Origin of the sequence: Streptomyces telluris (assembly GCF_024519335.1) — a bacterium.
Taxonomy (GTDB): domain Bacteria; phylum Actinomycetota; class Actinomycetes; order Streptomycetales; family Streptomycetaceae; genus Streptomyces; species Streptomyces telluris.
In genome coordinates, this window is record NZ_JANIID010000004.1 from 149,280 (window position 1) to 176,107 (window position 26,828).

Here is a 26,828-nt window from a genome sequence, read left to right on the forward strand (position 1 = left end):
TCTATCGCGACACTTCCTAGGAGCGGCCGTGTCCAAAGTCCTGGTAATTTCCGGCAGTCCGTCTCCGACCTCCAAGACCGAAATGGTCGGCGATCTGGTGGCGGAGCGGCTTGCCGAATACGAATGGAACGCCGCGCACCTGAGGGTCCGTACGCTGCCCGCGGCGGCGCTGCTCAACGCGGACCGCTCGGACCCGGCGATCGCCGAGGCGGCCGAGCAGGTCGCCCGGGCCGACGGGATCGTCCTGGCCACACCGACCTACAAGGCGAGCTACTCCGGGCTGCTCAAGGTCTTCCTGGACCTGCTCCCGCAGTTCGGCTTCACCGGCAAGGTCGTGCTGCCGCTGGCCACCGGCGGCAGCACGGCTCACGTCCTCGTCCTGGACTACGCGTTGCGGCCGGTCGTGCAGTCGCTCGGCGCGCGCCACGTCGTGCAGAGCTTCTTCCTGCTGGACAAGCACCTGGACTGCAGCAGCGGCAGCCCCAGCATTCTGCCCGAGAGCACGGAAATGCTCGACGGCGTGATCGAGCAGTTCCGCAAAGCACTGATCGCGGCACCCTGACCGGACGGCGTGAGAGCCGTGCTAAGGAGCAAGCTGAACATGGCGTCATCCGAATCTGAGACCAGGTCCATTGCCGTGATCGGGGCCGGCCCGCGCGGCCTCTCGGTCATCGAGAGAATATGCGTCAACGCACCGGCCGTGATCCCCGGTGTTCCCGTCACCCTTGAGGTCGTCGAGCCCTTCGCCGCCGGATCCGGCAGGGTCTGGCGGACGGACCAGCCGCACGACCTGCTGATGAACACGGTGGCCTCCCAGATCACGATCTTCACGGACGAGAGCGTCGAGCTGGAGGGCCCGGTGGCCACGGGGCCGAGCCTTCACGAATGGGCCCGGGCGCTCTCCTCCACCGACCGGGGGGACGCCTACGCGGCGGCCGTGCGGCAGGAAGCCGCGCGGCTGGGTCCCGACACCTATCCGTCGAGGGCTTTCTACGGCGCCTACTTGGAGTGGGCCTACGAGCACATCGTCGCTGCCGCACCGGAACAGGTCACCGTGCACCGGCACAGGGCCGTGGCGGTCCGGCTCGCCGACGGCGCCGACGGCCGGCAGGAAGTCGAGCTGGACGACGGAGCCGTCCTGTCCGGGCTCGATGCGGTCGTTCTCGCGCAAGGGCACACGGACGCCGCTCCGTCGGGCCCCGAGCGCGTGCTCGCGGACCATGCGGAACGTCACGGCAGCGTGTACGTCCCGCCGTCCAATCCCGCCGACGCCGACCTGACCGGCTTGTCTCCCGGTTCCGTCGTCGCCCTGCGCGGCCTCGGGCTCAACTTCTTCGACTACATGGCCCTCCTGACCACCGGCCGGGGCGGGACGTTCCGCCCGGGCGACCGGGGGCTCGTCTACGAGCCGTCGGGGGCGGAGCCGCGGCTCGTCGCCGGATCCCGGCGCGGGATCCCCCACCACGCGCGGGGCGAGAACGAGAAGGGCGTGTCCGAGCGCCACTCTCCGCTCTTCCTGACACCCGACGTCATCGACCGGTTCAGGAAGCGGGCGGCAACGGGCCGCCCGGCCGACTTCCGCAGGGACATATGGCCGCTGGCGAGCAAGGAAGTTGAAGGAACCTACTACGCCGCCTTGATCGCACTGCGGGAGGACCATGACGTCGCCGGGGAATTCCTCACGCGGTACGCCAAGGTGGTCGCCGCCGCCGAGCCGGAGGAGCCGCTGCTGCTGGAGTTCTCGGTCGGCCGTGAGGACCACTGGGACTGGAACCGTCTCCAGCAACCGTACGAGGGACAGGATTTCCAGGGAATCGCCGGCTTCAACACCTGGCTGGTCGGTCACCTGCGCGCCGACGCCGCCATGGCGTCGCAGGGCAATGTGACCAACCCGCTCAAGGCGGCCCTGGACGTTCTGCGCGACCTCCGCAACGAGATACGTCTCATCGTCGACCACGGGGGAATCACGGGCAGTTCCTACCGGGCCGACCTGGACCACTGGTACACGCCCTTGAACGCCTTCCTCTCCATCGGCCCTCCGGTGCGGCGCATCCAGGAGATGACCGCGCTCGTCGAGGCCGGCGTCCTCACCCTCGTGGGCCCGGGAATGACCGTGAGGGCCGACGCGGAGACGGGCGGGTTCGCCGTCACGTCCCGTCTCACCCGGGCGGCGGACCCCGTGCGCGTGGCGGCCCTCGTCGAGGCCAGGCTTCCCGAGCCGGACCTCCGCACGACCCGGGACCCCCTGATGAGCGACCTCCTGGCGGCCGGCCGGTGCCGCCCGTACGACATCGGCGATCCGTCCGGTCCCGGCTACCGGACGGGTGGCTTGAGCGTCACCGGCCGCCCGTACCGAGTGATCGACGCGGGCGGGCGCCCGCACCCCGCCCGGTTCGCCTACGGGATCCCCACGGAACACGTCCACTGGGTCACGGCCGCAGGCGTGCGGCCGGGGGTGAACTCCGTGACGCTCGGCGACTCCGACGCCATCGCCCGGGCGGCGCTGACCGCACGCGCCACCCGCCCCGCAGCAGTCCTCCGTCATGAAGGGAACCGCCCCGTATGAACACGCCTGCACCTGAGCCGCCGGACGCCGCTCGGGACCTGGACGCCGGCCTGCTGTCCACCGTCCGCGCGGGAACTCCTGCCGAGGCGCTGCTCGGTGACGCCGCCTGGCTCCGGGCGATGCTCGATGCGGAGGTGGCCCTGGCCCGGTCCCAGGCCCGCCTCGGCGTGATCCCGCAGGCGTCGGCCGACGCCATCGCCTCCGTCGCAAACAAGGGACGCTTCGACCTCGTCTCCCTGGCGGTCAGGGCGCGCGAAGCCGCCAATCCGGTGGTCGCCCTCGTCGGAGACCTCACGCGGGCGGTGGCGGCCGAGGACCCGGCCGCGGCCGAACACGTCCACTTCGGCAGTACGAGCCAGGACATCCTGGACTCCGCGGCCATGCTGGTCACCGCGCGCGCACTCGACCTGGTCCTGAAGGACCTGACCCGGGTGGGCCGGGCCCTGGCCGCCCTGGCCGCGGCCCACCGTGACACCCCGATGGCCGCCCGCACACTCACCCAGCACGCCGTGCCGACCACCTTCGGCCTCAAGGCGGCGGGCTGGATGCATGCCGTCGGGGAAGCCGAGGACCGGCTGCGCTCGTCCCGGGCCCGGCTGCCCGTGCAACTGGGCGGTGCCGCCGGGACCATGGCCGCCTACCAGGAGGTCGCCGCGCTGAACGGCGCCCCCGGGGACGCCCTTTCGGCGCTGTCGCTCTCGGCGGAGTTCGCCCGGGAGCTGGGCCTGGCCGACCCCGTCCTGCCCTGGCACACGGCACGCATCCCCGTGGCGGGCCTGGGCGGCGACCTGGCCCTGCTGGCGGGTTCCCTGGGCAAGTTCGGCCTCGACGTGCAGAACATGGTGCGCACCGAGGTGGGGGAGGCCGCAGAACCCTTCGTGGACGGCCGCGGGAGCTCCTCGGCGATGCCCCAGAAGCGCAACCCCGTCCTGTCCGCGCTGCTGGTCTCCGCCGGTCTGCAGATGCCGGGCTACGTGTCCGTCCTCCACCAGGCCATGCTGGCCGAGGACGAGCGGCCGGCCGGCGCCTGGCACGCGGAATGGCAGCCGCTCCGCGAGGCGCTCCGGCTGGCCGGCGGTGCCGCGCACACCGCGGCCGAGCTCGCGGAGGGCCTGACCGCCGCACCCGGCAGGATGGCGGAGAACCTGACCCTGACCCGGGGGCAGGTGGTCGCCGAGCGCCTGGCCGTCCACCTGGCGGCGGGCATGGGCAAGGCGGAGGCGAAGAAGCACATCACCCGGGTCGCGGCCGAAGCGATGGCCGGCGGCGGTTCCTTCGCGGAGGCCGCGGCCGCCGACGCCGTCATCGGCCGGCACCTCTCGCCGGAGGCCCTGGCCAAGCTCCTCGATCCGACGCGGTACGCGGGCAGTGCGGGGGAACTGGTCGACAGGGCGCTCGGTCACCACCGGGCGCGCACGGGGGAGTGCGCCTGAGCCGACCGCTGCGCGCCGCCCGGCGGACGGGGGTGCCGCCGGGCGGGGCCGGGTGGGAAACGGTCGGCCCCGGGGCCGGCGCCGGGATCAGCGCTGGGCGGTGAACGCCTTGCCGGCCTTGCTGCCGGAGGAGCAGGACGCCTTCTCCGCCGACGTCATCTTGCGGGTCTTGACGACCACCGCGTTGCTCTGCCCGTCCGTGCCGTTCTTGGCGGGGCCGGTGATGGTGTCGGGGACGTACCAGTAGTAGTGGCCCCACTTGGGGCTGTCGTAGTGGGTCTGCCAGGTGCCCGAGACGGTCTGCATCACCTGGGCGCGGGAGATCCAGCCCACCTCGCCGGGCTTGACCGTCATGTTCAGGGAGCTGTTCTCCTCGTGGGAACTGGACCAGGAGTGGCCGTAGTTCGCGGTGACGCTGACGTCGACGATGCCCGCGATCTTGCCGCCGGCCGTGACGGAGACGCCCACGGAGTCGGTCGAGCCGACCGAGTCGGACCAGCCCATCGACTGCGTGGCGTCCGAGGTGCTGCAGTTGTAGAGCGAGTTGGAGACCTGGCGGAACTCGCCGAGGAAGGCCTTGCCGAGCACCGGGTCGTTGAAGCTGCACTTCCCTTCGCCCGACGCGCAGTCGGCTATGAGCTCCTTGCGGGTGGGCTCGTCGGCGGCGGCCGCCGGCAGGGCCATGGCCGCCGTCATTCCGAGTGCGGCCACCGAAAGGGCCGCCAGTCTGCCGCCGTTGCGCATGACGCGTGAGTTCAACGTGATCCCGTGCCTCTCAACTTGCTTGATGGAACCAGGGGTTCCGGTGTTGATCCAGAGACTGGTGCATGGATTGAGTCAACTACACCAAGGGTTGGTAAAGTTGTAGTTGATCATGAAATGTTCCACTTGGTACACCTTTCTCCCAGTAACCCATCGAGATCCTTATGCAACTTGTTGCAAAAGCGGATCCGGTGTTCTAGAACTAGAGGGGACGACACCGCGAGGAAGGCCCCCGATGAGTCCCTCCAGCCCGGCCGCCCAGGCGGCCCCGTACCCGCACCTCCTGCGCCCCCTCGACCTGGGGTTCACCACGCTGCCCAACCGCGTGATCATGGGATCCATGCACGTCGGGCTGGAGGAGGCCGAGCGGGGCTTCGAGCGGATGGCGGCCTTCTACGCCGCCCGGGCCCGCGGCGGAGCCGGGCTGATCGTCACCGGAGGCATCGCCCCCAACGACCGGGGGCGCCCCTGGGCGGGCGGGGCCCGGCTGGCCACGGCGGCCGAGGCCGAGGAGCACCGGGTCGTGACCGACGCCGTGCACCGCGAGGGCGGCCGGATCGCCCTGCAGATCCTCCACTTCGGCCGGTACGCCCACCACCCCGACCTGGTCGCGCCCAGCGCCGTGCAGGCGCCCATCAGCCCGTACGTCCCGCACGCCCTCACCGACGAGGAGGTCGAGGCGACCGTCGAGGACTTCGTGCGGACCGCGGAGCTCGCCCGGGACGCCGGCTACGACGGCGTCGAGATCATGGGCTCCGAGGGCTACCTGATCAACGAGTTCATCGCGGCCGCGACCAACCGGCGCACCGACCGCTGGGGCGGCTCGTACGAGAACCGCATCCGCTTCCCCCTGGAGATCGTCCGGCGCACCCGCGAGCGCCTCGGGCCCTCCTTCATCCTGATCTACCGGCTCTCGATGCTCGACCTCGTGCCCGGCGGCTCCTCCCTGGACGAGGTGATCACCCTCGCCCGGGAGGTCGAGGCCGCCGGCGCCACGATCATCAACACCGGCATCGGCTGGCACGAGGCCCGCATCCCGACCATCGCCACCTCCGTGCCGCGCGGCGCGTACGCCTGGGTGACGAAGAAGGTCATGGGGTCCGTCTCCGTCCCCCTGGTCACCACCAACCGCATCAACACCCCCGAGGTCGCCGAGCAGCTGCTCGCCGAGGGCCACGCCGACCTCGTCTCGCTGGCCCGCCCCTTCCTCGCCGACCCGGACTTCGTCGCCAAGGCCCGCGCGGACCGGGCGGACGCGATCAACACCTGCATCGGCTGCAACCAGGCCTGTCTCGACCACACCTTCAGCGGGAAGATCACCTCCTGCCTGGTCAACCCGCGCGCCTGCCACGAGACCGAGCTCGTCCTCGCGCCCACCCGGCGCCGCAAGCGCATCGGCGTCGTCGGCGCGGGCCCCGCCGGGCTCGCCTTCGCGGTCTCGGCGGCGGAGCGCGGCCACGCCGTGACGCTCTACGACGCGGCCGCGGAGATCGGCGGGCAGCTCAACGTCGCCAAGCGGGTCCCGGGCAAGGAGGAGTTCGGCGAGACCCTGCGCTACTTCCGCACCCAGCTCGCCCAGCACGGCGTGGACGTCCGCCTGAACACCACCGTCACCGCCGCGGACCTCACGGGCCGGGCCTACGACGAGGTCGTCATCGCCACCGGCGTCACCCCCCGCACCCCGGACATCCCCGGCGCGGACCACCCCAGCGTCGTCGGCTACCTCGACGTCCTGCGCGACGGGGCCGAGGCCGGCGAGCGCGTGGCCGTCGTCGGCGCGGGCGGCATCGGCTTCGACGTCGCCGCCCACCTCACCGACAGCGGCGAGGACGCGAGCCTGGACGCCGAGACGTACTTCCGCCACTGGGGCGTCGACACCGGATACCGCACGCCCGGCGGGCTCGGCGAGGCCCGCCGGCCCGAGCCGCCGCGCACCGTGCACCTGCTCCAGCGCAAGACCAGCAAGGTCGGCGCGGGCCTGGGCAAGACCACCGGCTGGATCCACCGCACCGAGCTCAAGCACCGCGGCGTGACCATGGTCGCCGGCGTCACCTACGACCGCATCGACGACGAAGGCCTGCACATCACGGTCGACGGCGCGTCCACCGTCCTGCCGGTCGACACGGTCGTGCTCTGCACCGGGCAGGAGCCGCGGCGAGACCTGTACGAGGAACTGCGCGCGGCCGGGCAGTCCGTCCACCTCATCGGCGGCGCGGACGTGGCCGCCGAGCTCGACGCCAAGCGGGCCGTCCGCCAGGGCACCGAACTCGCGGCGGAGATCTGACGCGAGGACGCACCCGGGGGCCGGGCGAGGGGCCCGGTCCCTAGGATGCGGGCATGTCCCTCCCGCACGCGATCCTCACCGCGCTCCTCGAGAAGCCCTCCTCGGGACTGGAGCTCGCCCGCCGCTTCGACCGGTCGATCGGCTACTTCTGGTCCGCCACGCACCAGCAGATCTACCGGGAGCTGGGGAAGCTCGAAGAGGCGGGGCTGATCCGGGCCCTGCCCGCCGGTGCCCCCGCCCGCGGGCAGAAGAAGGAGTACGAGGTCCTGCCCGCGGGCCGCGACGCGCTCACCGCCTGGGTCTCCGGGACCGACGCCCCCCGGCCCGTGCGCGACCCGCTCCTGCTGCGCCTGCGCGCGGCGGCCGTCGTGGGCACGGGCGGCCTGGAGGAGGAGCTGCGGCGCCACCTGGACCTGCACCGGCGCCAGCTCGCGGAGTACCGGGCCATCGAGGAGCGCGACTTCCCCCCGGAGCGCGACGCCGAGGAGGACCGGCTGCGCCACGCGGTGCTGCGCGGCGGCATCGGCCTGGAGACCTTCTGGACCGAGTGGCTCGCCGAGACCCTCACCGCGCTCGGGGAGCAGGAGCAGGAACAGGAGTAGTGGGAGGAACAGGAGTAGGAGGAGGGGGAGCGGACGGACGGACGGGCCCCAGCCCCAGGCCGTCCGCGGCGATGGTGCCGCTCGTGACCAGTGCCTGCTCGGCGGTGACGTCCGTCATGAAGACGAACGGCGGCGCCACCGGCGGCACGGGCAGCCGGTCCGGGGTGAAGGTGAGGCACAGGACGCCCTGGACGCAGCCGGTCAGGCGGGTGAGGTACAGCGTCACCCGCCCGCCGAGCCTCAGTTCGTCGGCGCTCAGGGACAGTTCGGCGCCGCCCCCGTCCCGCGTCCGCAGCCGGTAGTCGGCCAGCGACGCGGCCCGCATGCTCAGCACCATGGCCCGGCGCGGGCCGCCCGCCGTCGGGACGTGGGCGACGCGGGCCAGCGTGAAGCCGGACGGGGCGAACCGGGTGGTGGTCACCGTCGGCGGCGTGCGCGCGGCGGTCACGGCGCCGGGAGCCGGCGGGCGCGGGCCGGGCGCGGGGGCGCCCATCGCCGCGAGGAGCACCAGGGGGAGGGCCACCGCCAGCGTCTTCGGCGGCTGCGCCGTGCCGCGCGGGGGCTCCGCGGGCCCCGGCGGGGGCTGTTGCGCGAGCACCGGCTCCGGCTGCGGCCCGGCCGGCTCAGGTCGCCGCGGCGTCCACGCGAAGCCCATCGCCCCGCCCGCGATCCCCAGCAGCATGCCGGCGAAGAACCCCCCTAGGTTCGTCACGGCGAAGGACAGCACCGACAGGATCACCGCGTGCACGCCGACGTAGTGGTGGGTGTGCGGCAGGAACCACAGGAAGAGGCCCGCCGCGACGAGTGCGACGCCGATGCCGAGGGCGGCGATGCCACCGAGCCCCAGGCCGAGGAGCACGGCCAGCGGTGCCAGCGGCACCGCGGCGATCTCGGCGCCGGCGAGGACGAGCAGGGCCCCGGCCCAGAACGGCCGGGTCCGCCGCCAGCGCCGCCAGGCGGACGGCCCGGACGGCCATGGCCGCGGGAAGCCCCCGAGGGCCGGTCGCGGGATCAGAAGCACGCCTTTCCGTCCAGGCTCACGTTCAGCGCGAGCCCCTTGAGCTTGAAGTCGCCCCCGGTCGCGGAGCGGGCGTGGGAGCGCACCCCGGTCACCGAGACCTCCGAGGCCTGCAGCCCGAACTGCCCGGGCTTTCCCCGCACTCCGGGCACGGTGTCCAGCGTGGAGGCGTCCCGGCCGATCTCCACCCGGCCGAAGGAGGCGTCGCCGGTCAGGTCCTCGCTGTCGAGGACCAGGTTGCTCGCACGGACGGCACCGGCCTTCCCGCCGGCCGTCAGCTTGAACACCACCGGCCCCAGCGGCGTCGGGACCTGCGCGGACTGGCAGATGTCGGAGAGCGTGGCGTTCCCGATGCCCAGCAGCGCCACCGGCCGGGCCGCGCCGTCCGCGGAGCGGTCGACCTCGACGAAGGACGCGAGGCCGTTGCTCGACAGCTCGCCCGACGACACCTGGAAGGCCGACCCGGACACGGCGAACGACGACGCCAGGACGCCCTCCGCCATCCCGACCGCCATCACGGCGACGGCCGCCAGCGCCGGAACGGCGAGGACCGCCGCCTTCCGCCACGCCGTCCTGCCTTCGGGGGGCCTGCGGTTGTCCTCGTTCACGGTGGGCCTTCCTGTCAGCCGTGCAGGGGGATGCGGACGTTCAGGGCGGCCCGGACGTAGGCGCCGTCGACGGGGGCGGGCGGCGGCAGGCCGGGCAGGGCGTCGCGCAGCGGGGTCCCGTCGTCGGCCCGGCTGCGCCAGTCGCGCCCGAAGAAGCTCTCCAGGATCGGGTTGACCTGCTGCTCCACGAGGTTGGGGCGGTCGACCGAGGGCCGGAGCACCAGCTCGACGCCGGGCAGCAGCTCGCCGACGGCCGCGACCAGCACCGGCGCGGGCGTGTCCACGGGGTGGACCACCGGGTAGGCCGTGACGCCGGGCGGGTGCGGCAGGCGCGCGAGACGGACCATGGCGTCGACGGCGTACTCGACGGGGACGATGTTCAGGCGGGAGGCGGAGTCGCCCACCAGCCGCAGACGCACGCGCGGCACGCCGGCGTGCCTGCGCAGCAAGGCGCCCCGCAGGAGCGGCGGGGCCTGCCCGACGAGGTCGCGCAGGACCGTGCCGAGGACGGACAGGGGCTGCTGGGCAGCGCCTTCGGGGACGGGCCGGGCGGTGGCCAGGAGGCTCGGGCGCAGGACGAGGGCCGTGCGCCGCCGCCGGCCGGCCCACTCCTGCACGACGCCCTCGGCCTGCCGCTTGGTCCGTTCGTAGCCCGTGACGGCCTCGCCCAGCGGCGAGGCCGTCACGGCAGGGGCGTCGTCGCGGGCGACGTAGGCGGTGCTGACGTACAGGAACGGGGCGCCCGCCGGGGCGCGGTCGGCGAGTTCGGTGAGGTGGCGGGTGCCGGTGACGTTGACGGGCGTGAGCGTGTCCACGGTGGCCATCAGGGACAGGGCCGCGGCGCAGTGCCAGACGGCCTCGGCCTCCGCGGCGAGCCGGTCGTGGGCCGCGGGCTCCAGCCCCAGGCCGGGCCGGGTCAGGTCCACGGGCACGGCGGTCAGCAGCGCGCGCGCCCGGGCCAGTTCGGCGTCGTCGGCGCCGCAGTCGCGCAGCGCCTTCTCCAGCCGGGCGGCCAGGGGCAGGCCGGCGGCGTCGCGGCCGAGGGCCGCCACGGGCCGGCCGCCGCCCAGCAGCGCCCGGAGCAGCCGGGAGCCGAGGAAGCCCGTGGCGCCGGTGATCAGGACGGTCACGCGTCACCCGCCTTCCGGCCGCCGTTCAGGGCGGGGAGCCTGCCGGGCAGGGCCGGCAGCGCCGGGAGCCCCTCCGGCGGCGTGCCCGCCCGGGCCTGTTTGAGGAGGTGGGGCAGGACGGTCTCGGTGATGCCGCGGACGGAGCCGTCGGAGTGCAGCAGCTCCATGACCGGCACCTCCTGGTTGAGGTGCTTGCGGAACTTGGCGAGCATCTCCATCCCCATGAGCGAGTCCATGCCGTACTGCTGCAGCGGCCGGTGCCGGTCGACCTCCTCCGGCGGCATGCGCAGCGTGTCGGCGACCATGGACGTGATCAGGTCCTCGACGAGGAGCCGGCCCTCGGCGGCGGAGGCGCCCGCGAGCCGTTCCAGGAGCTCTTCCAGGTGCCAGGTGGTGCCCTCGACGGTGGTGGGCAGGACGGCGGCGAAGCGGGGGCTGTTCGAGGACGGCAGGAGCGTCATGACGCGGCCCCAGTCCAGGCGGGCGAACGCGGCCCGCTCCGTCCGCCCGGCGAGCATCCCCTCCAGCGCGGTCAGGGCGTCGCCCGGATCGACGGGAAGGGCGCCGAAGGCGCTCAGGACGGGGGTCAGGTTGTTGCGGGCGACATAGCCGACGCGGTCGATGGCGCCCCAGGCCACGGCCAGGCCGGGGCGGCCCGCGGCCCGCCGCGCCCGCACGAGCGCTTCCATCGCGAGGTTGGCCGCCGCGTAGGCGCTCTGGTGCGCGATCCCGACGGCGGCGCTGATGGAGGAGTAGACGACGAAGTCCGCCTGCGGGCACAGCTCGTCCAGCAGGAGGGCCCCGGTCCACTTCGGGGCGAGGACGGAGCGGAGCCGTTCGTCGGTGAGCTCCGTCAGGGCGTCGTCGTCGAGGTGCATTGCCGCGTGCACGACCGTCCGGACGGGACGGCCCTCCGCTTCGAGCTCCGCCAGGAGCCGGCGCACGGCCGGCGCGTCACCGATGTCGACGGCGTGGGCCCGCGCGTCGACGCCCTGTGCGCGCAGCCCGGCCAGCAGTTCTCCGGCCTCGGGCGCCTCCTCGCCCCGCCGGCTGACGAGGTCCAGCCGGCGGGCGCCGTGCGCGGCGAGCCACCGCGCGGTCTCCGCGCCGAAGCCGCCCAGGCCGCCGGTGACGAGGCAGGTCCCGTCGGCGGCGAGCCGCAGGGGGCGGGGGGCGCGGTGGACGGGGACCGGCTCGTCGAACGTGATCACGACCTTGCCCAGGTGCTTGGAGTGCTGCAGGAGCCGGAACGCCTCCTCGACGCGGTGGGCGGGATAGACCAGGTGGGGCAGCGGAACGTAGTCGCCGGCGCGGATGTGCGCGAGGACCTCGTCGAAGACGGCCGCCGCGTGGCCGGGGTCCTGCCAGGCCAGGTTGGCGGCGTCCACGACGCAGTGCACGGCGTTCCCCGCCAGCGCCTTCTGCAGCATGCGCCGGTTGCCCAGGACGTCCCGCTTGCCGAGCTCGACGAACCGGCCGCAGGGGGCCAGCAGTTCGCGGGTACGGGCCGCGGCCTCGCCGCTGAGGGAGTTGAGCACGACGTCGACGCCGCGCCCGCCCGTGTGCTCGCGGACCCGCTCGGCGAAGGCGTGCGTGCGTGAGTCCAGCGCCAGCTCGGCGCCCAGGGCGCGCGCCAGGTCCCGCTTGAGAGGGCTGCCCGCCGTCGCGAAGAACCGGGCGCCCACGAGCCGGGCGTACTGGGCCGCCGCCATGCCGACGCCTCCGGCGGCCCCGTGGACGAGGAGCGTCTCGCCCGGCCGGAGGCGGGCGAGGTGCTTGAGGCTGTGCTGGACGGTGAAGAACACCGCAGGCAAGGTGGCCGCTTCCCCGAACGTCATGCCGTCGGGGACCGGGCGCACCGCGGCGGCCGGGATCCGCACGTGGGAGGCGAAGGCCCCGGGGAACAGGCCGAAGACCCGGTCGCCCACGGACAGGCCTGCGACGTCCTCTCCCACGGCGGTGACCACCCCGGCCCCTTCCAGGCCCAGATAGGCCTCCGAGGAGACGCCCTCCTCGGCCACCGGTGGCAGCAGGCCCGTCGCGACCATCACGTCGCGGTAGTTGAGCGCCGCGGCGCGCACCGCGACGACCACGTCCGTGGGCCCCGGGTCGGCGACGTTCGTCTCGGCCCACCGCAGCCCGTAGGCCATGCCCTGGTCCAGGAGGTGCAGCCGGTAGCGGATCCCGCCGTCCGGGGCGGCCGGTTCGGCGGGCGGAGCGGCCCGCTCGAAGCGGGGGACGAACCGGCCGCCCCGGGTCAGGGCGACCTCGTCCTCGTCCTGCCCGCCCTCGGGCGCCGCGGCGAGGAGCTCGCGGGCCAGCCGCGCCGCGTCCCCGGCCGGGCCGGCTCCGCGGTCGAGGGAGACGCGCCGCACGGTGACGGACGTTTCGTTGGCCAGCGTACGGGTCACGCCCCACGCGGCGGCCTGGCCGGGGAAGGCCGGCCGTTCCGGCGGAGGCAGGGCCCCGCTGGGGTGGGTGACCAGGACGAAGTGCCGTCCGGGAGCGCCCCGCGGTGCCCGACCGGCCAGGGCCGGGGCCAGGGAGCGCAGTGCGGCGGCCCGGCGCACGGCCAGTTCCGTGCAGGCGGCGGGGTCGCCCTCGGCGGCCCGGTCCGGGGCGGCGCTCAGCAGAAGGGCGATCGCTGCCGGAGGTGCCTGCCCGAGGAGGTCCTGCCATCCCTCCGTGCCCTCCGGCAGGGGCACCACGCGTGCCGCCGTGCAGCCCGCGGCGGTCAGTTCCGCGGCCACGTGTGTTCCCAGGGCGCTCTCGGCGGCGTCCTCGGTGACGAGGAGCCAGGAGTCCCGGACGGGCGGCCCGGTGGGGACGGTCGGCGGGGCTCCGCCCGCCACCGGGGTACGGGCGAGGAGCACGGAGAAGTGCTCGCTCGCGGGTGCGCTCGCGGCGCTCACCTGCACCACGTCCGCGAAGCCGCTCCCGGACAGCACGTCCGGCCACCGCTCGCGGGCCAGCAGGATGGATTCCGGGCGGAGCGCGGTGTCGCGGGCCGCCCAGAAGTTTTCCAGGGTGCCGAACACCAGCGCCAGGACGGGGGGTTCGTGGACCTCCAGGGCGAGCAGGTGTCCCCCGGGGGCGAGCTGCCGGGCCAGCCGTCGCAGGCTCTCCCGCAGGTCCAGCGCCGTGTGCAGCGCGACGCCGGCGACGACGACGTCGAAGGAGCCCTCGGCGAAGCCCTGTTCCTCCGGTTCGGCGTTCAGGTCGAAGGCACGGTAGGTGACGAGGGGGTCGTAGCGGCCGAGGCGGTCCCGGGCCGGGGGGAAGAACGCGGCGGAGACGTCGCTGAAGACGTACTGGGCGCGGCCGTCCAGCAGCGGCAGGAGGTGCACGGCCAGCCCGCCCGTACCGGCACCCACCTCCAGGATGCGCAGCGGCCGGTCGGCGGGCCAGGCGCGGATCAGCGCGCCCAGCAGCTCGGCGACCATGCGGTTGTGGGCCGCCACCGGAGGGTTGATGTCGTAGTACTGCTGGACCAGCTCCGGGCCGCTGTCCTGGAACAGCAGCTCCAGCGCGTCCCGCCGCCCGCACAGCAGATCCGGCAGTTGCAGGGCGAAGCGCAGGTTGAGGGCGTGCGAGGGGAGGTAGTCGGCGAGCCCGGACACCTCGCGCGGGCCCGGCACCGTCCCGGTTCCCAGCAATCGCCAGCCCTCCCCGGCGGGCGCCAGCAGCCCCTCCTTCTCCGCCGTGCGTGCCAGCAGCCGCACCAGCCGCTCGTGCCGCGGCAGCACTCCCGCCGCACGGAGGTCGGCGAACGTGAACTCGTCCCGCCCCGGCAGTAGTTGGGCGAAGGCCTTGGCCGCGCCGGCCCCGGTGACCCGCTGCAGGAAGGTATGCGCCTTCCCGTACCGCCCGGCCCACGCCCCGGTCCGCAGCCGCTCCAGCCCTTCCTCCGCCGCCGCGGCCACCTCGTGTGGCGACGGCGGCGCCCACGCCGGCACCGGCTGACCGGGCAGCGGCGCTGCGCGCAGAACCATGGCGAACTCCTCGCCCCGGTCCCCGGCCGGCAGGACCAGCCGCTGCAGGCGGCAGCCGGTCAGCTCCAGCGCCACCGCGCCGTCCTCGCCGGTGACCGTGACGTCCCACACGGCCTCGCGCGCGGTGCGCGAACGCTGCCGTACGTGCACCAGCCCGTCGGCGGCAGGCCGCGCCCACATGCGGACGCCGTCCACTCCCGACGGCAGGTAGCCGGTCTCCGCGCCCGCCAGCAGCGGTGCCCCCGCCTGCAAGGCGCCGTCGAGCAGCGCGGGATGGACCACGTAGCCGCCGTAGCCGTCGTCCGGCGGGTCGCAGTGGTAGGCGGCGAGGACCTCGCCGTCCCCGGTGTGCAGCTCGCGCAGCACCCGGAACGCCGGGCCGTACGCAAGACCGGCCGCGGCTGTTACGGCGTAATGCTCCTCGCCGGGGACGCAGCCGGTCATCCGCCGCCGCACCTGCGCCACGTCCACCGGCTCCGGCCGGGCCGCGGTGGCGCGCCGGACCCGGCCGCGGGCGTGCAGCCGCCAGCCGCCCGTGTCACCGGTGCGGCTGGCGACGCGGACGATGCCGTCCTCGTCGCTCAGGGACGTCGTCAGGCGGACGTCCATCGCCGCGTCCCAGGCCAGGGGCAGGGCGCGGGTGATCTCCAGGTCGTCGATCTCGGCCGGGCCGCCGAAGGCCTCCCGCCCGGCGGCCAGGGCCAGCTCCACGAACCCGGTGGCGGGCATCACCACGGACCCGGCGACGCGGTGGTCGGCCAGCCACGGGGTGCGGGTGCGCTCGACGGGCGTGTGCCACGTGGGCTCCAGCACCGGTGCGCGCTCGCCCAGCAGCGGGTGCACCAGGACCCCGTCGCCGCTGGTGCGCACCCAGTACTCCGGCGTGCCGTGCCAGTACGGCTCGCGCTGCCAGGGGTAGGGCGGCAGGTCCGCGACGAAGCCGGGCCCGGGGAACCAGCGTTCCGCCGCACCGGCGTCCCCGGCGGCCAGCAGCCGTGCCGCGGCCCGGCGCACGGCCGCCCCGTCGCACCGCTCGCGGGTCACGGGGGAGACGACGGGGAACGGGCCGCCCGGGGTCTCGGAGGCGATACGGTGCAGCGCGCCGGCCAGCCCCGGCTGCGGGGCGATCTCCACCACGGCCGCGAGCCCGGCCTCCGCCGCCCGCGCCACCGCCTCCGCGAACCGCACCGGCCGGCGGGCGTTGTGCCACCAGTACGCGGCGTCCAGCTGCCCGTCCGTGACGGTCCCGCCCGTCACCGTGGAGTACATCGGCACCCGCGGCAGGTGCGCGACCAGACCTGCCAGCCCCACCCGCAGCGGCTCCTCGATCGGGTCCATCGCCGCGCTGTGGAAGCCGTGGTCGACGCCGAGCTCGCGGAACGGCACCTCCCGTGCGGCCAGTTCCCGCCCCAGCGACCGCAGTGCCTCGGCCTGCCCGGAGACGGTCACGTCCCGGGCGCTGTTGACGGCCGCGAGCTCCAGCAGCCCCTCGTACGCGGCGATCGCCTCCCGGGCCTCCTCCTCGCCCAGCCCGATCGCGGCCATGCGGCCCGTCCCGGCCGTCGCGGCCTGCGCCCGGCTGCGTTCGGCGACCACCCGCGCCGCGCCCGGCAGGTCGAGCGCCCCGCTCACGCACGCCGCCGCCACCTCGCCGACGCTGTGCCCCAGCACGGCGGCCGGGACCGTCCCGTACCCGGCCAGCAGGGCCACCAGACCGAGCTGGTAGGCGAACAGCGCGGGCTGGGCGAAAGCGGTGTCCGACATCCGCCCCGCCAACCGCTCCGCCGTCCCCTCCTGAGGACTCTCCGCCAGCAGCTCCGCCACCGACCAGCCCAGCAGCGGTTCCAGGTGCCGGTCCGCCTCCTCGACCGCCGTGCGGAAGAGGGGCTCCTGCGCCATCAGCGCGGCTCCCATGCCCGGCCACTGCGTGCCGTTGCCGCAGAAGACGAAGACGAGGCCACCCGAGGGCGGCCGTTCGGCGTGCACGGAGGCGGCGGCCTGCGCCGTCTCGTCCCCGGCCAGCGCCTCCAGCTGCCCGGCCGCCTCCTCCGGGCCGCCGGCCAGGACGGCCGCGCGGTGCGGGTGCCGGGTCCGCCGCCGGGAGGCGGTCCAGCACAGGTCGTAGAAGTCCTCCTCCGGCGTGTCCCGCACGTGGGCGGCGAGCGCCCGGGCGGCCTCGGTCAGGGCCCGGCGGGTGCGTCCCGACACCACCAGCGGCAGCGGGCCCTGCCGCGCGGGAACCGCCGCGCGCCGCCGCTGCGGCGCGGAGCCCAGCACCACGTGCGCGTTCGCACCGCCGAAGCCGAAGCTGTTCACGCCCACCACGCCGCCGTCGCAGGCCGCCACCGGGCGCATGCCGCCGACCGGGCAGAGGTTCAGCCCCGCGAAGTCGATCTCCGGGTTGACGGGGTCGCCGTGCAGCGAGGCCGGGATCAGGCCGTGCCGCAGCACCAGCATCCCCTTGAACAGGCCGGCCATCCCCGAAGCGGGCTCCGCGTGCCCCATGTTGGTCTTCACCGACCCGATCGGCAGCGGCCCGTTCGTCCGCGGGACGCCCAGCGCCGCACCGACCGCCCGGCACTCCAGGGGGTCGCCGACCGGGGTGCCCGTGCCGTGCGCCTCGAAGTACAGCACCTGGTCGGGTCCGGTCCCGGCCCGCTCGTACACCTCCCGCAGCAGCCGCTGCTGCATCTCCGTGCTCGGCACCGTCATCCCCGAGGTGCCGCCGTCGCAGTTGGCCCCGCTGCCCGCGATCACCGCGTGCACCCGGTCGCCGTCCGCGAGCGCGTCGGGCAGCCGCTTGAGGACCACGATCCCGCCGCCCTCGGCCCGCACGTAGCCGTCGGCCCCCGCGGAGAACGTCGCGCAGCGCCCGCGCGGTGAGAGCATCAGCGTGCGGGAGAAGCCGACGAAGTGGTACGGGCTGAGGAGCAGGTTCGCGCCGCCCGCGAGGGCGATCCGGCTGCGGCCCGAGCGCAGCGTCTCGCACGCCTGGTGCACGGCGGTGAGCGAGGAGGAACAGGCGGTGTCCACCGCGATGCTGGGGCCCCGCAGGTCGAAGACGTAACTCAGCCGGTTCGCGGCGATCGACAGCGCCGAGCCGCTCATCGCGTACGCGGTGATCTCCTCGACCCGGGCCATCTGCAGGCCCCCGTACGACATGTCGCTGATGCCGACGAACACCGCCGTGTCCGAGCCGGCCAGGCCGGCCGGGTCGATGCCCGCGTCGTCGAACGCCTCGGCCGTCATCTCCAGCAGCATCCGCTGCTGGGGGTCCATGTGCCGGGCCTCGCGCGGCGAGATCCCGAAGTACTCCGGATCGAAGCCGGACAGGTCCCCGAGGTAGCCGCCCGCCATCGTGTACGCCTTGCCCGGCCGCTCCAGGTCCGGGTCGCAGAAGCGGGCCGCGTCGATCCGGTCCGCCGGCGGGGCCGGGCTGATCAGGTCTCTCTCCTCGGCGAGGGCGGTCCACAGCCCGCGGAGGTCCGTGATGCCGCCGGGCAGGCGGCAGGCCGCGCCCACGACGGCCAGGGGGACGGAGGGATCGGAAGGTGCGACGGACCGGGCGGCGGTGTGCTCCATGGACCACTCCTGCACGGGGGACGAGCCTGGCAGAGCCGGAACCAGAGGCCTTTCCAGCCTCGCCGCCGATAGTGAACTACCCGCCGGTTTCACTCGTTTGACAGGGAGCGGGGCGCTTCAAGCCGGGGCAGTGGAGCACCGCCCTCCGCCCGGCTGGCCCCTGCGCCCGGCGCGCGAGCCCGGCGGGCGGGGGGCCCGCGCCCGCCCGGGCGCCGGGCCGTCCGTGCCTCCGTGAGTCGTTATAGGGTGCGATGACCGCCCTTGACCTGCACAAGCAGGCAGGGAGCAGACATTCCAGGAGTTCTCCATGCTGCGTACCATGCTCAAGTCCAAGATCCACCGCGCGACGGTCACCGGGGCCGACCTGAACTACATAGGTTCCCTGACGCTCGACCCCGTGCTGATGGAGCAGGCCGACCTGCTGCCCGGCGAGCAGGTGCACATCGTCGACGTGAACAACGGCTCGCGGCTCGAGACCTACGTCATCGAGGGCGAGCGGGGCTCGGGCGTCGTGTGCATCAACGGTGCCGCCGCCCGGCTCGTCGCCCCCGGCGACATCGTGATCATCATCGCCTACGCCTCGGTCGAGGACGCCGAGGCCCGCGACCTCAAGCCGCGCGTGGTCTTCGTCGACGGCGAGAACAAGGCGCTCAGCGTCGGCGACGACCCGTCGGTCTGACCGCCTCGGCCGCCGGAGCCGCTGGAGCCGCACGGAACCGCCTGAGTCTGCGGCTCCGTGCGGCTCCGTGCGGCCGGCGGCCGCGACCGCCCGCTCCGTCCTGCCCCCGGCCCACTGGCCGTCAACTCCCGGGCAAGGGCGAAACAGTCGATCAGACCTTCTGATGCACAAATGTTTCTTTTCTTCCTGCAACCGTACAAGCGTATGGATCATCTGTAGAAGCGAAGGCCACATCCAGAAGCCAGAAAGGTCGTCTCACCGTGCACGTCGGACCGGGTCGTCGCTCCGCCCTGTTGGCATCCGCCGCTCTCGCGGGCTCTCTGGTGCTCACCGCCTGCTCGGGAGGCTCGGGCGGGGGCGGTAGTGACGCGGGCCCCGAGCCGAAGATCACCGTCAGCCCCGGCGAGGGCAAGGACGTCAAGCTCGGCTCGCAGATATCCGTCAAGGCCGAGGGCGGGAAGCTGACCGAAGTCGAGGTCAAGGACGCCAAGGGCGAGAAGGTCTCCGGGCGGATGGCCGACGACGGCGCCACCTGGACCGCCGACGGCAAGGTCGGCCCGAAGAACACCTACACCGTGCGCTCCAAGGCGAAGGGCGGCAAGGACGGCAAGGGCAAGGAAGCCTCCTCGACCGCCACCTTCACCACGCAGGGCGCGCCCAGCGTCAACAAGCTCACCAACACCCCGGGCAACGGGCAGACCGTCGGCACCGGCATGCCCGTCTCCATCCTCTTCGACCACCCGGTCGACAAGAGCAAGCGCGCCGAGATAGAGAAGTCCCTGACCGTCACCTCGACGCCCAAGGTCGAGGGCGCCTGGGGCTGGGTCAAGGACTGGTCCGGCCAGGACCGCATCGACTGGCGGCCCAAGACCTACTGGCCCGCCGGGACCAAGGTCAACGTGAAGGGCCTGCTGGCGGGCGTCGACTCGGGCGAGGGCGGCTGGTTCGCGAAGAACTACGCCTGGGACTTCTCCATAGGTGCCGACCACAAGGCCGTCATCGACGTCCCCTCGCACACCCTCACGATGCTGGAGAACGGCAAGGCCGTCGGCACCATCAAGGGCTCCGCCGGCTCCCCGGTGGACCCCACCCGCGGCGGCATCCACACCGTCCGCAGCAAGAACGCCGACGAGACCATGGACTCCTCCACCATCGGCCACGGCAACGAGTGGATGCTCGAATCCAAGTGGGTCACGCACCTGACCGCCTCGGGCACCTTCCTGCACTCGGCGCCCTGGAACCGGTCCATCGGCGTGGAGAACAACAGCCACGGCTGCTTCGGCATGACGACCTCCGACGCGAAGAAGGTCTACGACTTCCTCCCCATCGGCTCCACCGTCGAGGTCAAGAACACCACCAGCACCAAGGTCACCGACCCCGGCAACGGCCTGTCGGTCTGGCAGGAGAGCTGGGAGCAGTGGCAGAAGCGCAGCGCCCTGAAGTAAGGCCGGGGGTACGGTGGACGGCGATGCTTTCCGGCCGTCCGTGAGAGTGCGGGGCGCGGCCGGGGCGGCTGCGCCCCGCAATGCTCTGACCTGCGCGGCGGGGCGCGTGGAGCGTGGGCTAAGGCCGGTGTCCTATGCAGTGGGCGGTCCGTGCGCCCGACGGCCCCAATGCACCCCATGGAACATATGGTTGTCGTTTTAATGGTTGTGCCAAGAGGGCAGCACTCTGCCAGGCCCGCCCGGGAACGCAGAGGGGCGGAGCGGATGCTCCGTGCAGGCCGGGCCCGGACCGGAAGGATCGAGATCGGCTCAGCACGGCTCTGAAGGAGGCTGGCCTCGATGCCACAGGACATCGCCCTGGACATTCCTTTCCCCAAGCGGCTGAACCCCTACGTGGAGGTGGCACGGGCACGGAACGAGCACTGGCTGGTCTCCACCGGTCTTCTCAGCAGCCCGCACAACCTCGAGCGGTACCGCACCTGGCGCATCGAGCGGCTGGCCGCCGGCTTCCTCCCCGGAGTCGGCGTCAACGACCTGACCTTCGGCCTCGCCGTACAGAGCTTCTTCTTCTTTTTCGACGATCTCTTCGACAGCGGGCTCGGCGAGGACCCCGCCGCCACCTACGAGATCTGCCACGAAATGGCGGCCCTCGCCCGCCAGGAGCCCGGCGCCGCCGGCATCACCCCCTCCTTCCCGCTCGCGCGCGTCTGGACCGAGCTGTGGCTCCAGGCCCAGCTCGGCATGTCGGCCGCCTGGCGGGCCCGGGCCGTACGGCACTGGGAGGAGTACTTCCTCACCTATGTGTCCGAGGCGGTCAACCGCCGCAGCGGCACGGTCCTCGGCATGGACCCGTACATGAAGCTGCGCCGCCTCGGCATCGGCAGCGAGGTCGTCGTGGACGTCTCCGAGCGCTGCGGGCACTTCGAGGCGCCCGCCGAGATCCACCAGAGCATGTGCGTCCTGGAGGCCCGGGCCATCACCGCCGAGGTCGTCACCCTCACCAACGACCTGCACTCCCTGGAGAAGGACCTGGCCAACGGCGAGCTGAACAACGCCGTCCTGCTGCTCGGCCTGGAACACGGGTGCGACCGCGCGGAGGCCATCGTCCACGTCCAGCGCATGATCCGCCGCCGCACCACCCGGTTCCTGCAACTGGAGGCCGAGGCCGCCCGGCTCTGCGAGGTCTTCGGACTCTCCCCCGAACAGCGCGAGAACACCCGCCTCTTCCTCGACGCCAACCGCGCCTGCATGCGCGGCAACCTCGACTGGAGCAACGAGAGCGGCCGCTACAGCGAGCTCGGCGTCCTGCACGTCAACCGCTCCCGCCGGATAGAGGACGTGGTCGCCCGCACCGCGGAGTGAGCGCCGCGCCGCGGCCGGGGAACTCGTCCCTTCGGCCGAGGCGGCTCCGGCCGATCGGCCGAGGCGGCGGGGGAGCCGCGGATGCTTGGCTGGAGGGATGCTGCACCTGCTCTACCTGGCCGGGATCGCCGCCTTCGCGGCCAGTGGCGTCCTCGCCGCGCACCGCGCCCGGCTCGACCCCTTCGGCGGGCTCGTCCTCGCCTTCGCCGCCGCCGTCTCCGGCGGCACCCTGCGCGACCTCATCCTCGACCGGCACCCGCTGTACTGGACCCACGACTGGATCCTGCTCACCGTCATCGCCGTCACGGCCGTGGCGACCATGCTCTTCCTCCACCACCGCGAACTGCCGCGCCGCTCCCTGATGACCGTCGACGCCGTCGGCCTCGCCGTCGTCACGGTGATCGGCGCGCGGGCCGCGCTCGACGCGGGCGTCACCCCGTTCGCCGCGGTCATCCTCGCCGTCGCCACCGGGGTGACCGGGGAGGTCGTCCGCGACGTCCTGTGCGGGGAGTTCCCGCCACTGCTGCTGCGCGAGGAGGTCTACGCCACCGCGGCGCTGCTCGGCGCCGTCTGCTACCTGGTCCTGGACCGGCTCGGCACCGGACCGACGGCCGCCGCCGTCGTGGCCGCGTCGCTCGTGTTCGCGGTGCGCATGGGGGCGCTGCACTACGGCCTCCACCTGCCCCGCCTCGCCGGCCGCCCGCGGGCGTAGGGCTTGCGGGGCCCGGGACTTTCGGGGCTCGGGGCTTGCAGGGCCCGGGACTTGCCGGGCTCGGGGCTTGCCGGGCCCGGGGTCGCCCGCCGGGCTCAGCGGCCGCCGGCCGGCCCCGGCCCCTGCAGGAGCTCCAGCTCCAGCAGCCACTCCACGATCTCGGTCCGGTGCCGGGCCTCGCGCGGATCCGCACCCCACGCGTACAGCCCGTGCCCGGCCACGACCACCGCGGGCATCCGCGGCTCGCGGGCGGCCGCCAGCCGGTCGCCCAGCACCCGCATGTCCTGGCTGTTGCCGATCACCGGCAGGACGACCTCCGGCCCGTCGGCCGGGAGCCCGAGCCCCTTCAGCATCTCCAGGTCCTTCAGCACGATGCCCCCCGGCCGGCGACGGGCCATCGCCACCGACGCGACCGTGTGCACGTGCACGACCGCGCCCGCGCCCGTCAGCCGGGCCACCCGCGCGTGCAGCGCCGCCTCCGCCGAGGGCCTGCCGCCCGCCACGGCCGCGCCGTCGCCGTCGATCAGCACCACGTCGGCGGCCGTCAGTTCGCCCTTGTCGAGCGCGCTCGCCGTGACCGCCAGGCGCAGCGGCTCCCGGCCGGTGACCACCGACAGGTTCCCCGAGGTGCCGCGCATCCAGCCGAACGACGCGAAGCGGGCCGCCTCCGCGGCCAGGGCCGCACCCGCCTCCGCCAGGCCCGGAAGCCCCGCGCCGGCGCCGGTCACGGCCCGCTCCCCGCCCGCGCGACGTCGATGCCGGCGAACGAACCGGCCTCCGGGTGCCCGCCCGTGCCCTGCGCGTAGTACGGCTCGCCCGGGCGCCGCACGCCCGCCGTGAGCCAGCCCGCCGTCCGCGCCGCGTCCAGCTCCGCGGGCCGGTCCGAGAGGAACAGGGTCCGGCCCGGCGGCGCCCCGATGGCCTCGGAGATGGCCCGGTAGGAGCCCGGCGACTGCTTCGGCCCGGCGTTCTCCGTGTCGTACAACCCGTCCACCAGCGGCAGCAGATCGCCCTGCGCGCTGTGCCCGAACCACGCGCGCTGCGCCGCCACCGACCCGGACGAGTACACGTGCAGCCGCACCCCGCCCGCGCGCCACCGCCGCAGGGCCGGCACCACGTCCTCGTAGAAGTGCGAGACCAGCTCGCCGCGGGCGAACCCCTCCGACCACACGATGCCCTGCAGGGTCTTCAGCGGCGTGGCCTTGCGGTCCTCGTCCAGCCAGGAGTTGAGGGCCTGCACGATGCGCGGGGCGTCCGCGGCCGGCTCCCCCAGGAGCGCACGGACCTGCTCGGCGGCGCGCCGCACCGCGGGCTCGGCGGCCCGCTCGGTGAGCAGGGAGCCGAACCGGCTGCGCGAGTACGGGTAGAGCACGTCCACGACGAAGCCCGTGGCGCTCGTCGTGCCCTCGATGTCCAGGACCACGCAGTCCGCCGCGAAGCGCAGGCTCATGCCGCCCGCCCGGCGCGCAGCTCGTCGAAGGAGGGGAAGCGGGAGGCGATGTCGCTGCCGGTGAAGGAGGCGGCCCAGCCGTCCGGCACGTGGAAGAAGCGGATCGCGGTGAAGGACGGCACCGTCCCCATGTCGAACCAGTGCCGGGTGCCCCGCGGCACCCCCAGCAGGTCGCCCCGCTCGCAGCGCACCGCGTGCACCAGGCCGTCCACGTGCAGGTAGAACACCCCGGCCCCGGCGACGAAGAAGCGGATCTCGTCGTCATCGTCGTGCGTGTGCTCGGCGAGGAACTTCTCCCGCGCGGCGGCGGCCTTCGCCGGCCGGCCGGGGGAGCCGTCGGGGTGGAGCGCGACCACGTCGACCGCGGCGAAGCCCTCCTCGGCCGTGAGCCGGCCGACCTCGGGGGCGTACGCGGCGAGCACGGCCTCGGCGGACGCGCCGGCCGGCACGCCGCCGCGCACGGGCCACCGCTCGAAGCGCACGCCCGCCGGGGCCAGCGCCGCCGCGATCCGGGCGGTCTCGCCCGTGCGCAGGAGGAGGGTCTGCGGGCCGGACTCCGGCCAGGTGGTCAGCAGCGTCATCGCAACTCCAGGGTCCGGACGGCCGGGAGGAACTGCCCGTCCGGATCGTAGTCCGCCGCGGCGGGGCGCCCAAGGTGGCACGCCCCGCCCGCCTCACCGGCGCAGCACCTTGCGGGCCGGCAGATTGCCGAGCAGCTGGGCCAGTTGCACCAGGACGACGAGGACCGCGACCGCCACCACCATCACCGAGGTGTCGAAGCGCAGATAGCCGTACGTCATGGCGAGGTTGCCCACTCCGCCGCCGCCCACCGTCCCCGCCACGGCCGAGAAGCCGATGAGGGCGACGAGCATGAACGTGAAGCCCAGGATCAGCGGCCTCAGGGCCTCCGGCACGAGCACGGTGAGGATGATCCGCACGGGGCTCGCGCCCATGGCCCGCGCCGCCTCGACGACGCCGGGTTCGACGGAGAGCAGGTTGCTCTCGACGATCCGGGCGACCCCGAACGTGGCCACCACCACCATGGGGAAGACCGCCGCGTCCGTGCCGATCATCGTGCCCACGACGCTGCGCGTCACGGGGGAGAGGGCCACGATGGCGATGATGAACGGCACCGGCCGCACCACGTTGATCAGTGCGTTGAGGACGGCGAAGACGGCGCGGTTCTGCAGGACGCCGCCCTTGCGCGTCGCGTACAGGGCCAGCCCGACGACCATGCCGAGCACGGCGGAGAGCGCCAGGGTGACGAGCACCATGTAGACGGTCTGGCCGGTGGCGTCGACGACCTTGCCCCCGGGACAGCTCGTGGCCGCCGGCCGCGTCGCCGGTCCCGGGGACGGTGACCAGCCGCCCGCCGTGTCGGGCGCGCAGCCGTTCCAGCGTGGGCCCGTCGGGGCGGTCGTGCAGGGCGGAGCGGACGAACGCCTCGGTGGTGGGGTGCCGCGGCCGTGAGAAGACCTCGTAGACGCCGCCGCTCTCGACGACCTTGCCGCCGGCCATGACGGCGACCCGGTCGCACAGGGAGCGGACCACGTCCATCTCGTGGGTGATCAGCACGATGGTGACGCTCAGTTCGCGGTTGACCCGATCCAGGAGGGCCAGCACCTCCTGAGTGGTCTGCGGGTCCAGCGCGGAAGTGGCCTCGTCGCACAGCAGCACGCCGGGCGCGGTGGCCAGGGCCCGCGCGATGACGTTGACGTACGGCCGGGCGGCCGCGCTCTCGGGGGCGTCGTGGAAGACCGCCTGACTCACCTTGTAGCCCGCCTGCTCGGCGACCCCGGCGTTGATGACGGCGGCGGCGGTGTCCTTGAGGCTGCGCGGGGTCTGCTGGGCGTCGACCGGAGTGATCTTCAGGTGGCGCGGGTTGGCGGTGACGTCCTCGGTTGGAGGGGTCGTTGGGGATGGCAATACGTGCGCCGTCGGGTATTTCCTCCGTCTTCTTGTGCTCGAGCGAGTACAGGCCCATGGGTGCCACGGAGGTGGAGGTGACCGGCACGATGTCGGTGCGGTTCTGCGCGTTGAACCGACTGAGGAACGCCAGATGCCGGAAGGCGTTGAGCTCGATGCCGCCGTCGGCGAGGGCCTTGTTGGGCAGCTGGTAGTCGTCGAAGGGGACGATCTTGACGTCGATGCCCTCCTTCTTCGGCGGCGAGGACGTCCCATTCCGGATCGGCTCCGCTGACCCCGATCCGCACCTGATCGCCGGCGGCCGCGTCGGACAGGTCGCAGGCGGACAGGACTCACCCGGGCAACGAGCCCGCCCCGTCTCCGGGGGCGTCGTCACCGCCTCCGGGGAAGAAGTCCACCAGCAGCATGTCCCGCACTCCGCGGGACGCGCCCGGCGCGGGCCGGACGGGCGAGACGCCGTGCAGCAGCCGCCGGTCGTCGAGCACGATCGTCTCCAGCGGGGCGGTGAGCAGGGCCCGGTGGACCGGGCGGCCGCGCAGGTCGTACAGGGCGGACTCCGCGCCGCTCACGTCCTCGCGCCGGATCAGCACCTGGGCCACGTAGCAGTGCCCGTCCTGGTGGACGCCCTCCGGGGCGGGGTGGCCCTCGGTGCGGGTCGTGGCCGTGACGCGTATCTGGTGGACCCCGCAGGTGTCCATGCCGGCGCGCGGGCCGGGCAGATGGCGGCGCAGGGTGTGGACGACCGTCCGCAGCACCTCGCCGCCGGCGACGGCGGCGGAGAGCGGGGCGAACAGGCGCTGCACCCCGCCGTGGACCTTGTTGACGGACTTGTCCTGGAAGAACGCGGTGTGCGGCAGCCGCTCCAGCCGGCCGGGCCGGATCCGGAAGAGCCCGTAGCGGCGGAAGCGGTACGGGACGTCGGTGCCGAGGTGGGTGTCGGGCGGCAGGTCGTCCCACGATCCCGTGAACTCCTCGACGGCGCCCGCCCCGGCCCCGCCCAGGGCGGCCGCGAGCACCTCCGGGCCGAAGTGCACGAAGGGCGGGCCTCCGGGTGCCGCCGGAGCGCCGGCTGGCGTGCGGGTCAGGCGGGGGGCCGGTGCGCCCGGCGGGCTGGAGGTCATGGCGGTGTCCTGCCTTCGTACGGGAAGCGCTTGGTCTCGACAGTAGGCCGATTGCCGGTTCCGCTGGCCGGAATGCATCGTTCGGCCGCGCGACCGGAAGTGTGTTCCCGTAGGCAGGTGTTGGTGTCGCCGGTGCCGGCGCCTTGCGGAAGCAGC

General features: G+C 73.8%; 19 protein-coding genes and 2 pseudogenes. 9 read left to right on the top strand and 12 right to left on the bottom strand.

Annotated features, from left to right (window positions below; all coding sequences use genetic code 11):
- Positions 1-28: 28 nt before the first annotated feature.
- Genes ssuE through pcaB form a run of 3 tightly spaced genes read left to right on the top strand, consistent with a single transcriptional unit; the run spans position 29 to position 3,999 of the window.
- Entirely contained in the window at positions 29-562 is a 534-nt protein-coding gene (gene ssuE / locus NQU55_RS06830) for an NADPH-dependent FMN reductase (protein ID WP_168092525.1), read from the top strand.
- A gap of 39 nt (positions 563-601) precedes the next feature.
- Positions 602-2,566, top strand: a complete 1,965-nt coding sequence (locus NQU55_RS06835) for an FAD/NAD(P)-binding protein (RefSeq protein WP_168092526.1) — start codon at positions 602-604, stop codon at positions 2,564-2,566.
- The gene (pcaB, locus tag NQU55_RS06840) at positions 2,563-3,999 is read left to right on the top strand and encodes a 3-carboxy-cis,cis-muconate cycloisomerase (protein WP_168092527.1); all 1,437 of its coding nucleotides are present in this window, start codon (positions 2,563-2,565) and stop codon (positions 3,997-3,999) included. Before NQU55_RS06835 ends, pcaB begins: the two co-directional genes overlap by 4 nt.
- Before the next feature lie 87 nt (positions 4,000-4,086).
- Here pcaB and NQU55_RS06845 read toward each other — a convergent pair whose 3' ends face one another.
- Entirely contained in the window at positions 4,087-4,758 is a 672-nt protein-coding gene (locus NQU55_RS06845; protein WP_256790031.1) for a hypothetical protein, read from the bottom strand.
- 238 nt (positions 4,759-4,996) lie between these two features.
- Between NQU55_RS06845 and NQU55_RS06850 the strand changes: the two genes are divergently transcribed.
- Both NQU55_RS06850 and NQU55_RS06855 read left to right on the top strand, forming a co-directional pair.
- Positions 4,997-7,045 carry an NADPH-dependent 2,4-dienoyl-CoA reductase gene (locus tag NQU55_RS06850; protein WP_168095482.1) on the top strand — a complete coding sequence of 683 codons (2,049 nt, stop codon included), beginning with the start codon at positions 4,997-4,999 and terminating at the stop codon, positions 7,043-7,045.
- 53 nt (positions 7,046-7,098) lie between these two features.
- A complete protein-coding gene (locus NQU55_RS06855; RefSeq protein ID WP_168095481.1) occupies positions 7,099-7,647 on the top strand; it encodes a PadR family transcriptional regulator in 549 nt (182 codons plus the stop codon).
- Here NQU55_RS06855 and NQU55_RS06860 read toward each other — a convergent pair.
- Genes NQU55_RS06860 through NQU55_RS06875 form a run of 4 tightly spaced genes read right to left on the bottom strand, consistent with a single transcriptional unit; the run spans position 7,610 to position 17,977 of the window.
- Positions 7,610-8,659: a DUF6114 domain-containing protein gene (locus tag NQU55_RS06860; protein WP_256790118.1), complete on the bottom strand. Its 1,050-nt coding sequence runs from the start codon at positions 8,657-8,659 to the stop codon at positions 7,610-7,612. The genes NQU55_RS06855 and NQU55_RS06860 overlap by 38 nt on opposite strands.
- A complete protein-coding gene (locus NQU55_RS06865) occupies positions 8,659-9,273 on the bottom strand; it encodes a DUF6230 family protein (protein WP_168095480.1) in 615 nt (204 codons plus the stop codon). The genes NQU55_RS06860 and NQU55_RS06865 overlap by 1 nt, the downstream gene beginning before the upstream one ends.
- 14 nt (positions 9,274-9,287) lie before the next feature.
- Positions 9,288-10,403, bottom strand: a complete 1,116-nt coding sequence (locus tag NQU55_RS06870) for an SDR family oxidoreductase (RefSeq protein WP_256790034.1) — start codon at positions 10,401-10,403, stop codon at positions 9,288-9,290.
- Positions 10,400-17,977, bottom strand: a complete 7,578-nt coding sequence (locus NQU55_RS06875) for a type I polyketide synthase (protein ID WP_256790035.1) — start codon at positions 17,975-17,977, stop codon at positions 10,400-10,402. Before NQU55_RS06875 ends, NQU55_RS06870 begins: the two co-directional genes overlap by 4 nt.
- A gap of 307 nt (positions 17,978-18,284) precedes the next feature.
- On the opposite strand from NQU55_RS06875, the gene panD reads away from it, so the two are divergent.
- The 4 genes from panD (at position 18,285) to NQU55_RS06895 (ending at position 22,175) form a co-directional block, all read left to right on the top strand.
- Positions 18,285-18,656, top strand: a complete 372-nt coding sequence (gene panD / locus NQU55_RS06880; protein ID WP_168096149.1) for an aspartate 1-decarboxylase — start codon at positions 18,285-18,287, stop codon at positions 18,654-18,656.
- Between the two features lie 293 nt (positions 18,657-18,949).
- Positions 18,950-20,101: a L,D-transpeptidase family protein gene (locus NQU55_RS06885; protein ID WP_256790036.1), complete on the top strand. Its 1,152-nt coding sequence runs from the start codon at positions 18,950-18,952 to the stop codon at positions 20,099-20,101.
- Positions 20,102-20,440: 339 nt separating this feature from the next.
- Positions 20,441-21,463 carry a terpene synthase family protein gene (locus NQU55_RS06890; protein WP_168095302.1) on the top strand — a complete coding sequence of 341 codons (1,023 nt, stop codon included), beginning with the start codon at positions 20,441-20,443 and terminating at the stop codon, positions 21,461-21,463.
- Positions 21,464-21,548: 85 nt separating this feature from the next.
- On the top strand, positions 21,549-22,175 hold the full coding sequence (locus NQU55_RS06895) for a trimeric intracellular cation channel family protein (RefSeq protein WP_308402205.1): 627 nt from the start codon (positions 21,549-21,551) through the stop codon (positions 22,173-22,175).
- Between the two features lie 95 nt (positions 22,176-22,270).
- Here NQU55_RS06895 and mtnB read toward each other — a convergent pair whose 3' ends face one another.
- The 7 genes and pseudogenes from mtnB to NQU55_RS06925 form a co-directional block, all read right to left on the bottom strand.
- Positions 22,271-22,903, bottom strand: a complete 633-nt coding sequence (gene mtnB / locus NQU55_RS06900; protein WP_168095301.1) for a methylthioribulose 1-phosphate dehydratase — start codon at positions 22,901-22,903, stop codon at positions 22,271-22,273.
- Positions 22,900-23,625, bottom strand: coding sequence for an acireductone synthase (gene mtnC, locus NQU55_RS06905; protein ID WP_168095300.1), 726 nt, complete (start codon positions 23,623-23,625; stop codon positions 22,900-22,902). Before mtnC ends, mtnB begins: the two co-directional genes overlap by 4 nt.
- Positions 23,622-24,206 (bottom strand): 1,2-dihydroxy-3-keto-5-methylthiopentene dioxygenase, encoded by a 585-nt coding sequence (locus NQU55_RS06910; RefSeq protein WP_168095299.1) that lies wholly within the window; start codon positions 24,204-24,206, stop codon positions 23,622-23,624. The genes mtnC and NQU55_RS06910 overlap by 4 nt, the downstream gene beginning before the upstream one ends.
- Positions 24,207-24,299: 93 nt before the next feature.
- Entirely contained in the window at positions 24,300-24,899 is a 600-nt protein-coding gene (locus tag NQU55_RS06915) for a methionine ABC transporter permease (RefSeq protein ID WP_168095298.1), read from the bottom strand.
- Between the two features lie 187 nt (positions 24,900-25,086).
- Positions 25,087-25,332, bottom strand: a pseudogene (locus tag NQU55_RS06920) (methionine ABC transporter ATP-binding protein); the annotation flags it as partial.
- 54 nt (positions 25,333-25,386) lie between these two features.
- Positions 25,387-25,927 (bottom strand): annotated as a pseudogene (locus NQU55_RS37060) (MetQ/NlpA family ABC transporter substrate-binding protein); the annotation flags it as partial.
- Positions 25,884-26,672 (bottom strand): 2OG-Fe dioxygenase family protein, encoded by a 789-nt coding sequence (locus NQU55_RS06925; protein WP_256790039.1) that lies wholly within the window; start codon positions 26,670-26,672, stop codon positions 25,884-25,886. The pseudogene NQU55_RS37060 and the gene NQU55_RS06925, both read right to left, overlap by 44 nt.
- Positions 26,673-26,828: the final 156 nt, after the last annotated feature.

What these genes read in the sequence shown, in the direction of transcription:
- NQU55_RS06835 (WP_168092526.1), top strand. Translation starts at nt 602, where the DNA reads ATGGCGTCATCCGAATCTGAGACCAGGTCCATTGCCGTGATCGGGGCC.
- pcaB (WP_168092527.1), top strand. Translation starts at nt 2,563, where the DNA reads ATGAACACGCCTGCACCTGAGCCGCCGGACGCCGCTCGGGACCTGGAC.
- NQU55_RS06850 (WP_168095482.1), top strand. Translation starts at nt 4,997, where the DNA reads ATGAGTCCCTCCAGCCCGGCCGCCCAGGCGGCCCCGTACCCGCACCTC.
- NQU55_RS06855 (WP_168095481.1), top strand. Translation starts at nt 7,099, where the DNA reads ATGTCCCTCCCGCACGCGATCCTCACCGCGCTCCTCGAGAAGCCCTCC.
- NQU55_RS06875 (WP_256790035.1), bottom strand. Translation starts at nt 17,977, where the DNA reads ATGGAGCACACCGCCGCCCGGTCCGTCGCACCTTCCGATCCCTCCGTC.
- panD (WP_168096149.1), top strand. Translation starts at nt 18,285, where the DNA reads ATGCTGCGTACCATGCTCAAGTCCAAGATCCACCGCGCGACGGTCACC.
- NQU55_RS06890 (WP_168095302.1), top strand. Translation starts at nt 20,441, where the DNA reads ATGCCACAGGACATCGCCCTGGACATTCCTTTCCCCAAGCGGCTGAAC.
- mtnC (WP_168095300.1), bottom strand. Translation starts at nt 23,625, where the DNA reads ATGAGCCTGCGCTTCGCGGCGGACTGCGTGGTCCTGGACATCGAGGGC.
- NQU55_RS06910 (WP_168095299.1), bottom strand. Translation starts at nt 24,206, where the DNA reads ATGACGCTGCTGACCACCTGGCCGGAGTCCGGCCCGCAGACCCTCCTC.
- NQU55_RS06915 (WP_168095298.1), bottom strand. Translation starts at nt 24,899, where the DNA reads ATGGTGCTCGTCACCCTGGCGCTCTCCGCCGTGCTCGGCATGGTCGTC.
- NQU55_RS06925 (WP_256790039.1), bottom strand. Translation starts at nt 26,672, where the DNA reads ATGACCTCCAGCCCGCCGGGCGCACCGGCCCCCCGCCTGACCCGCACG.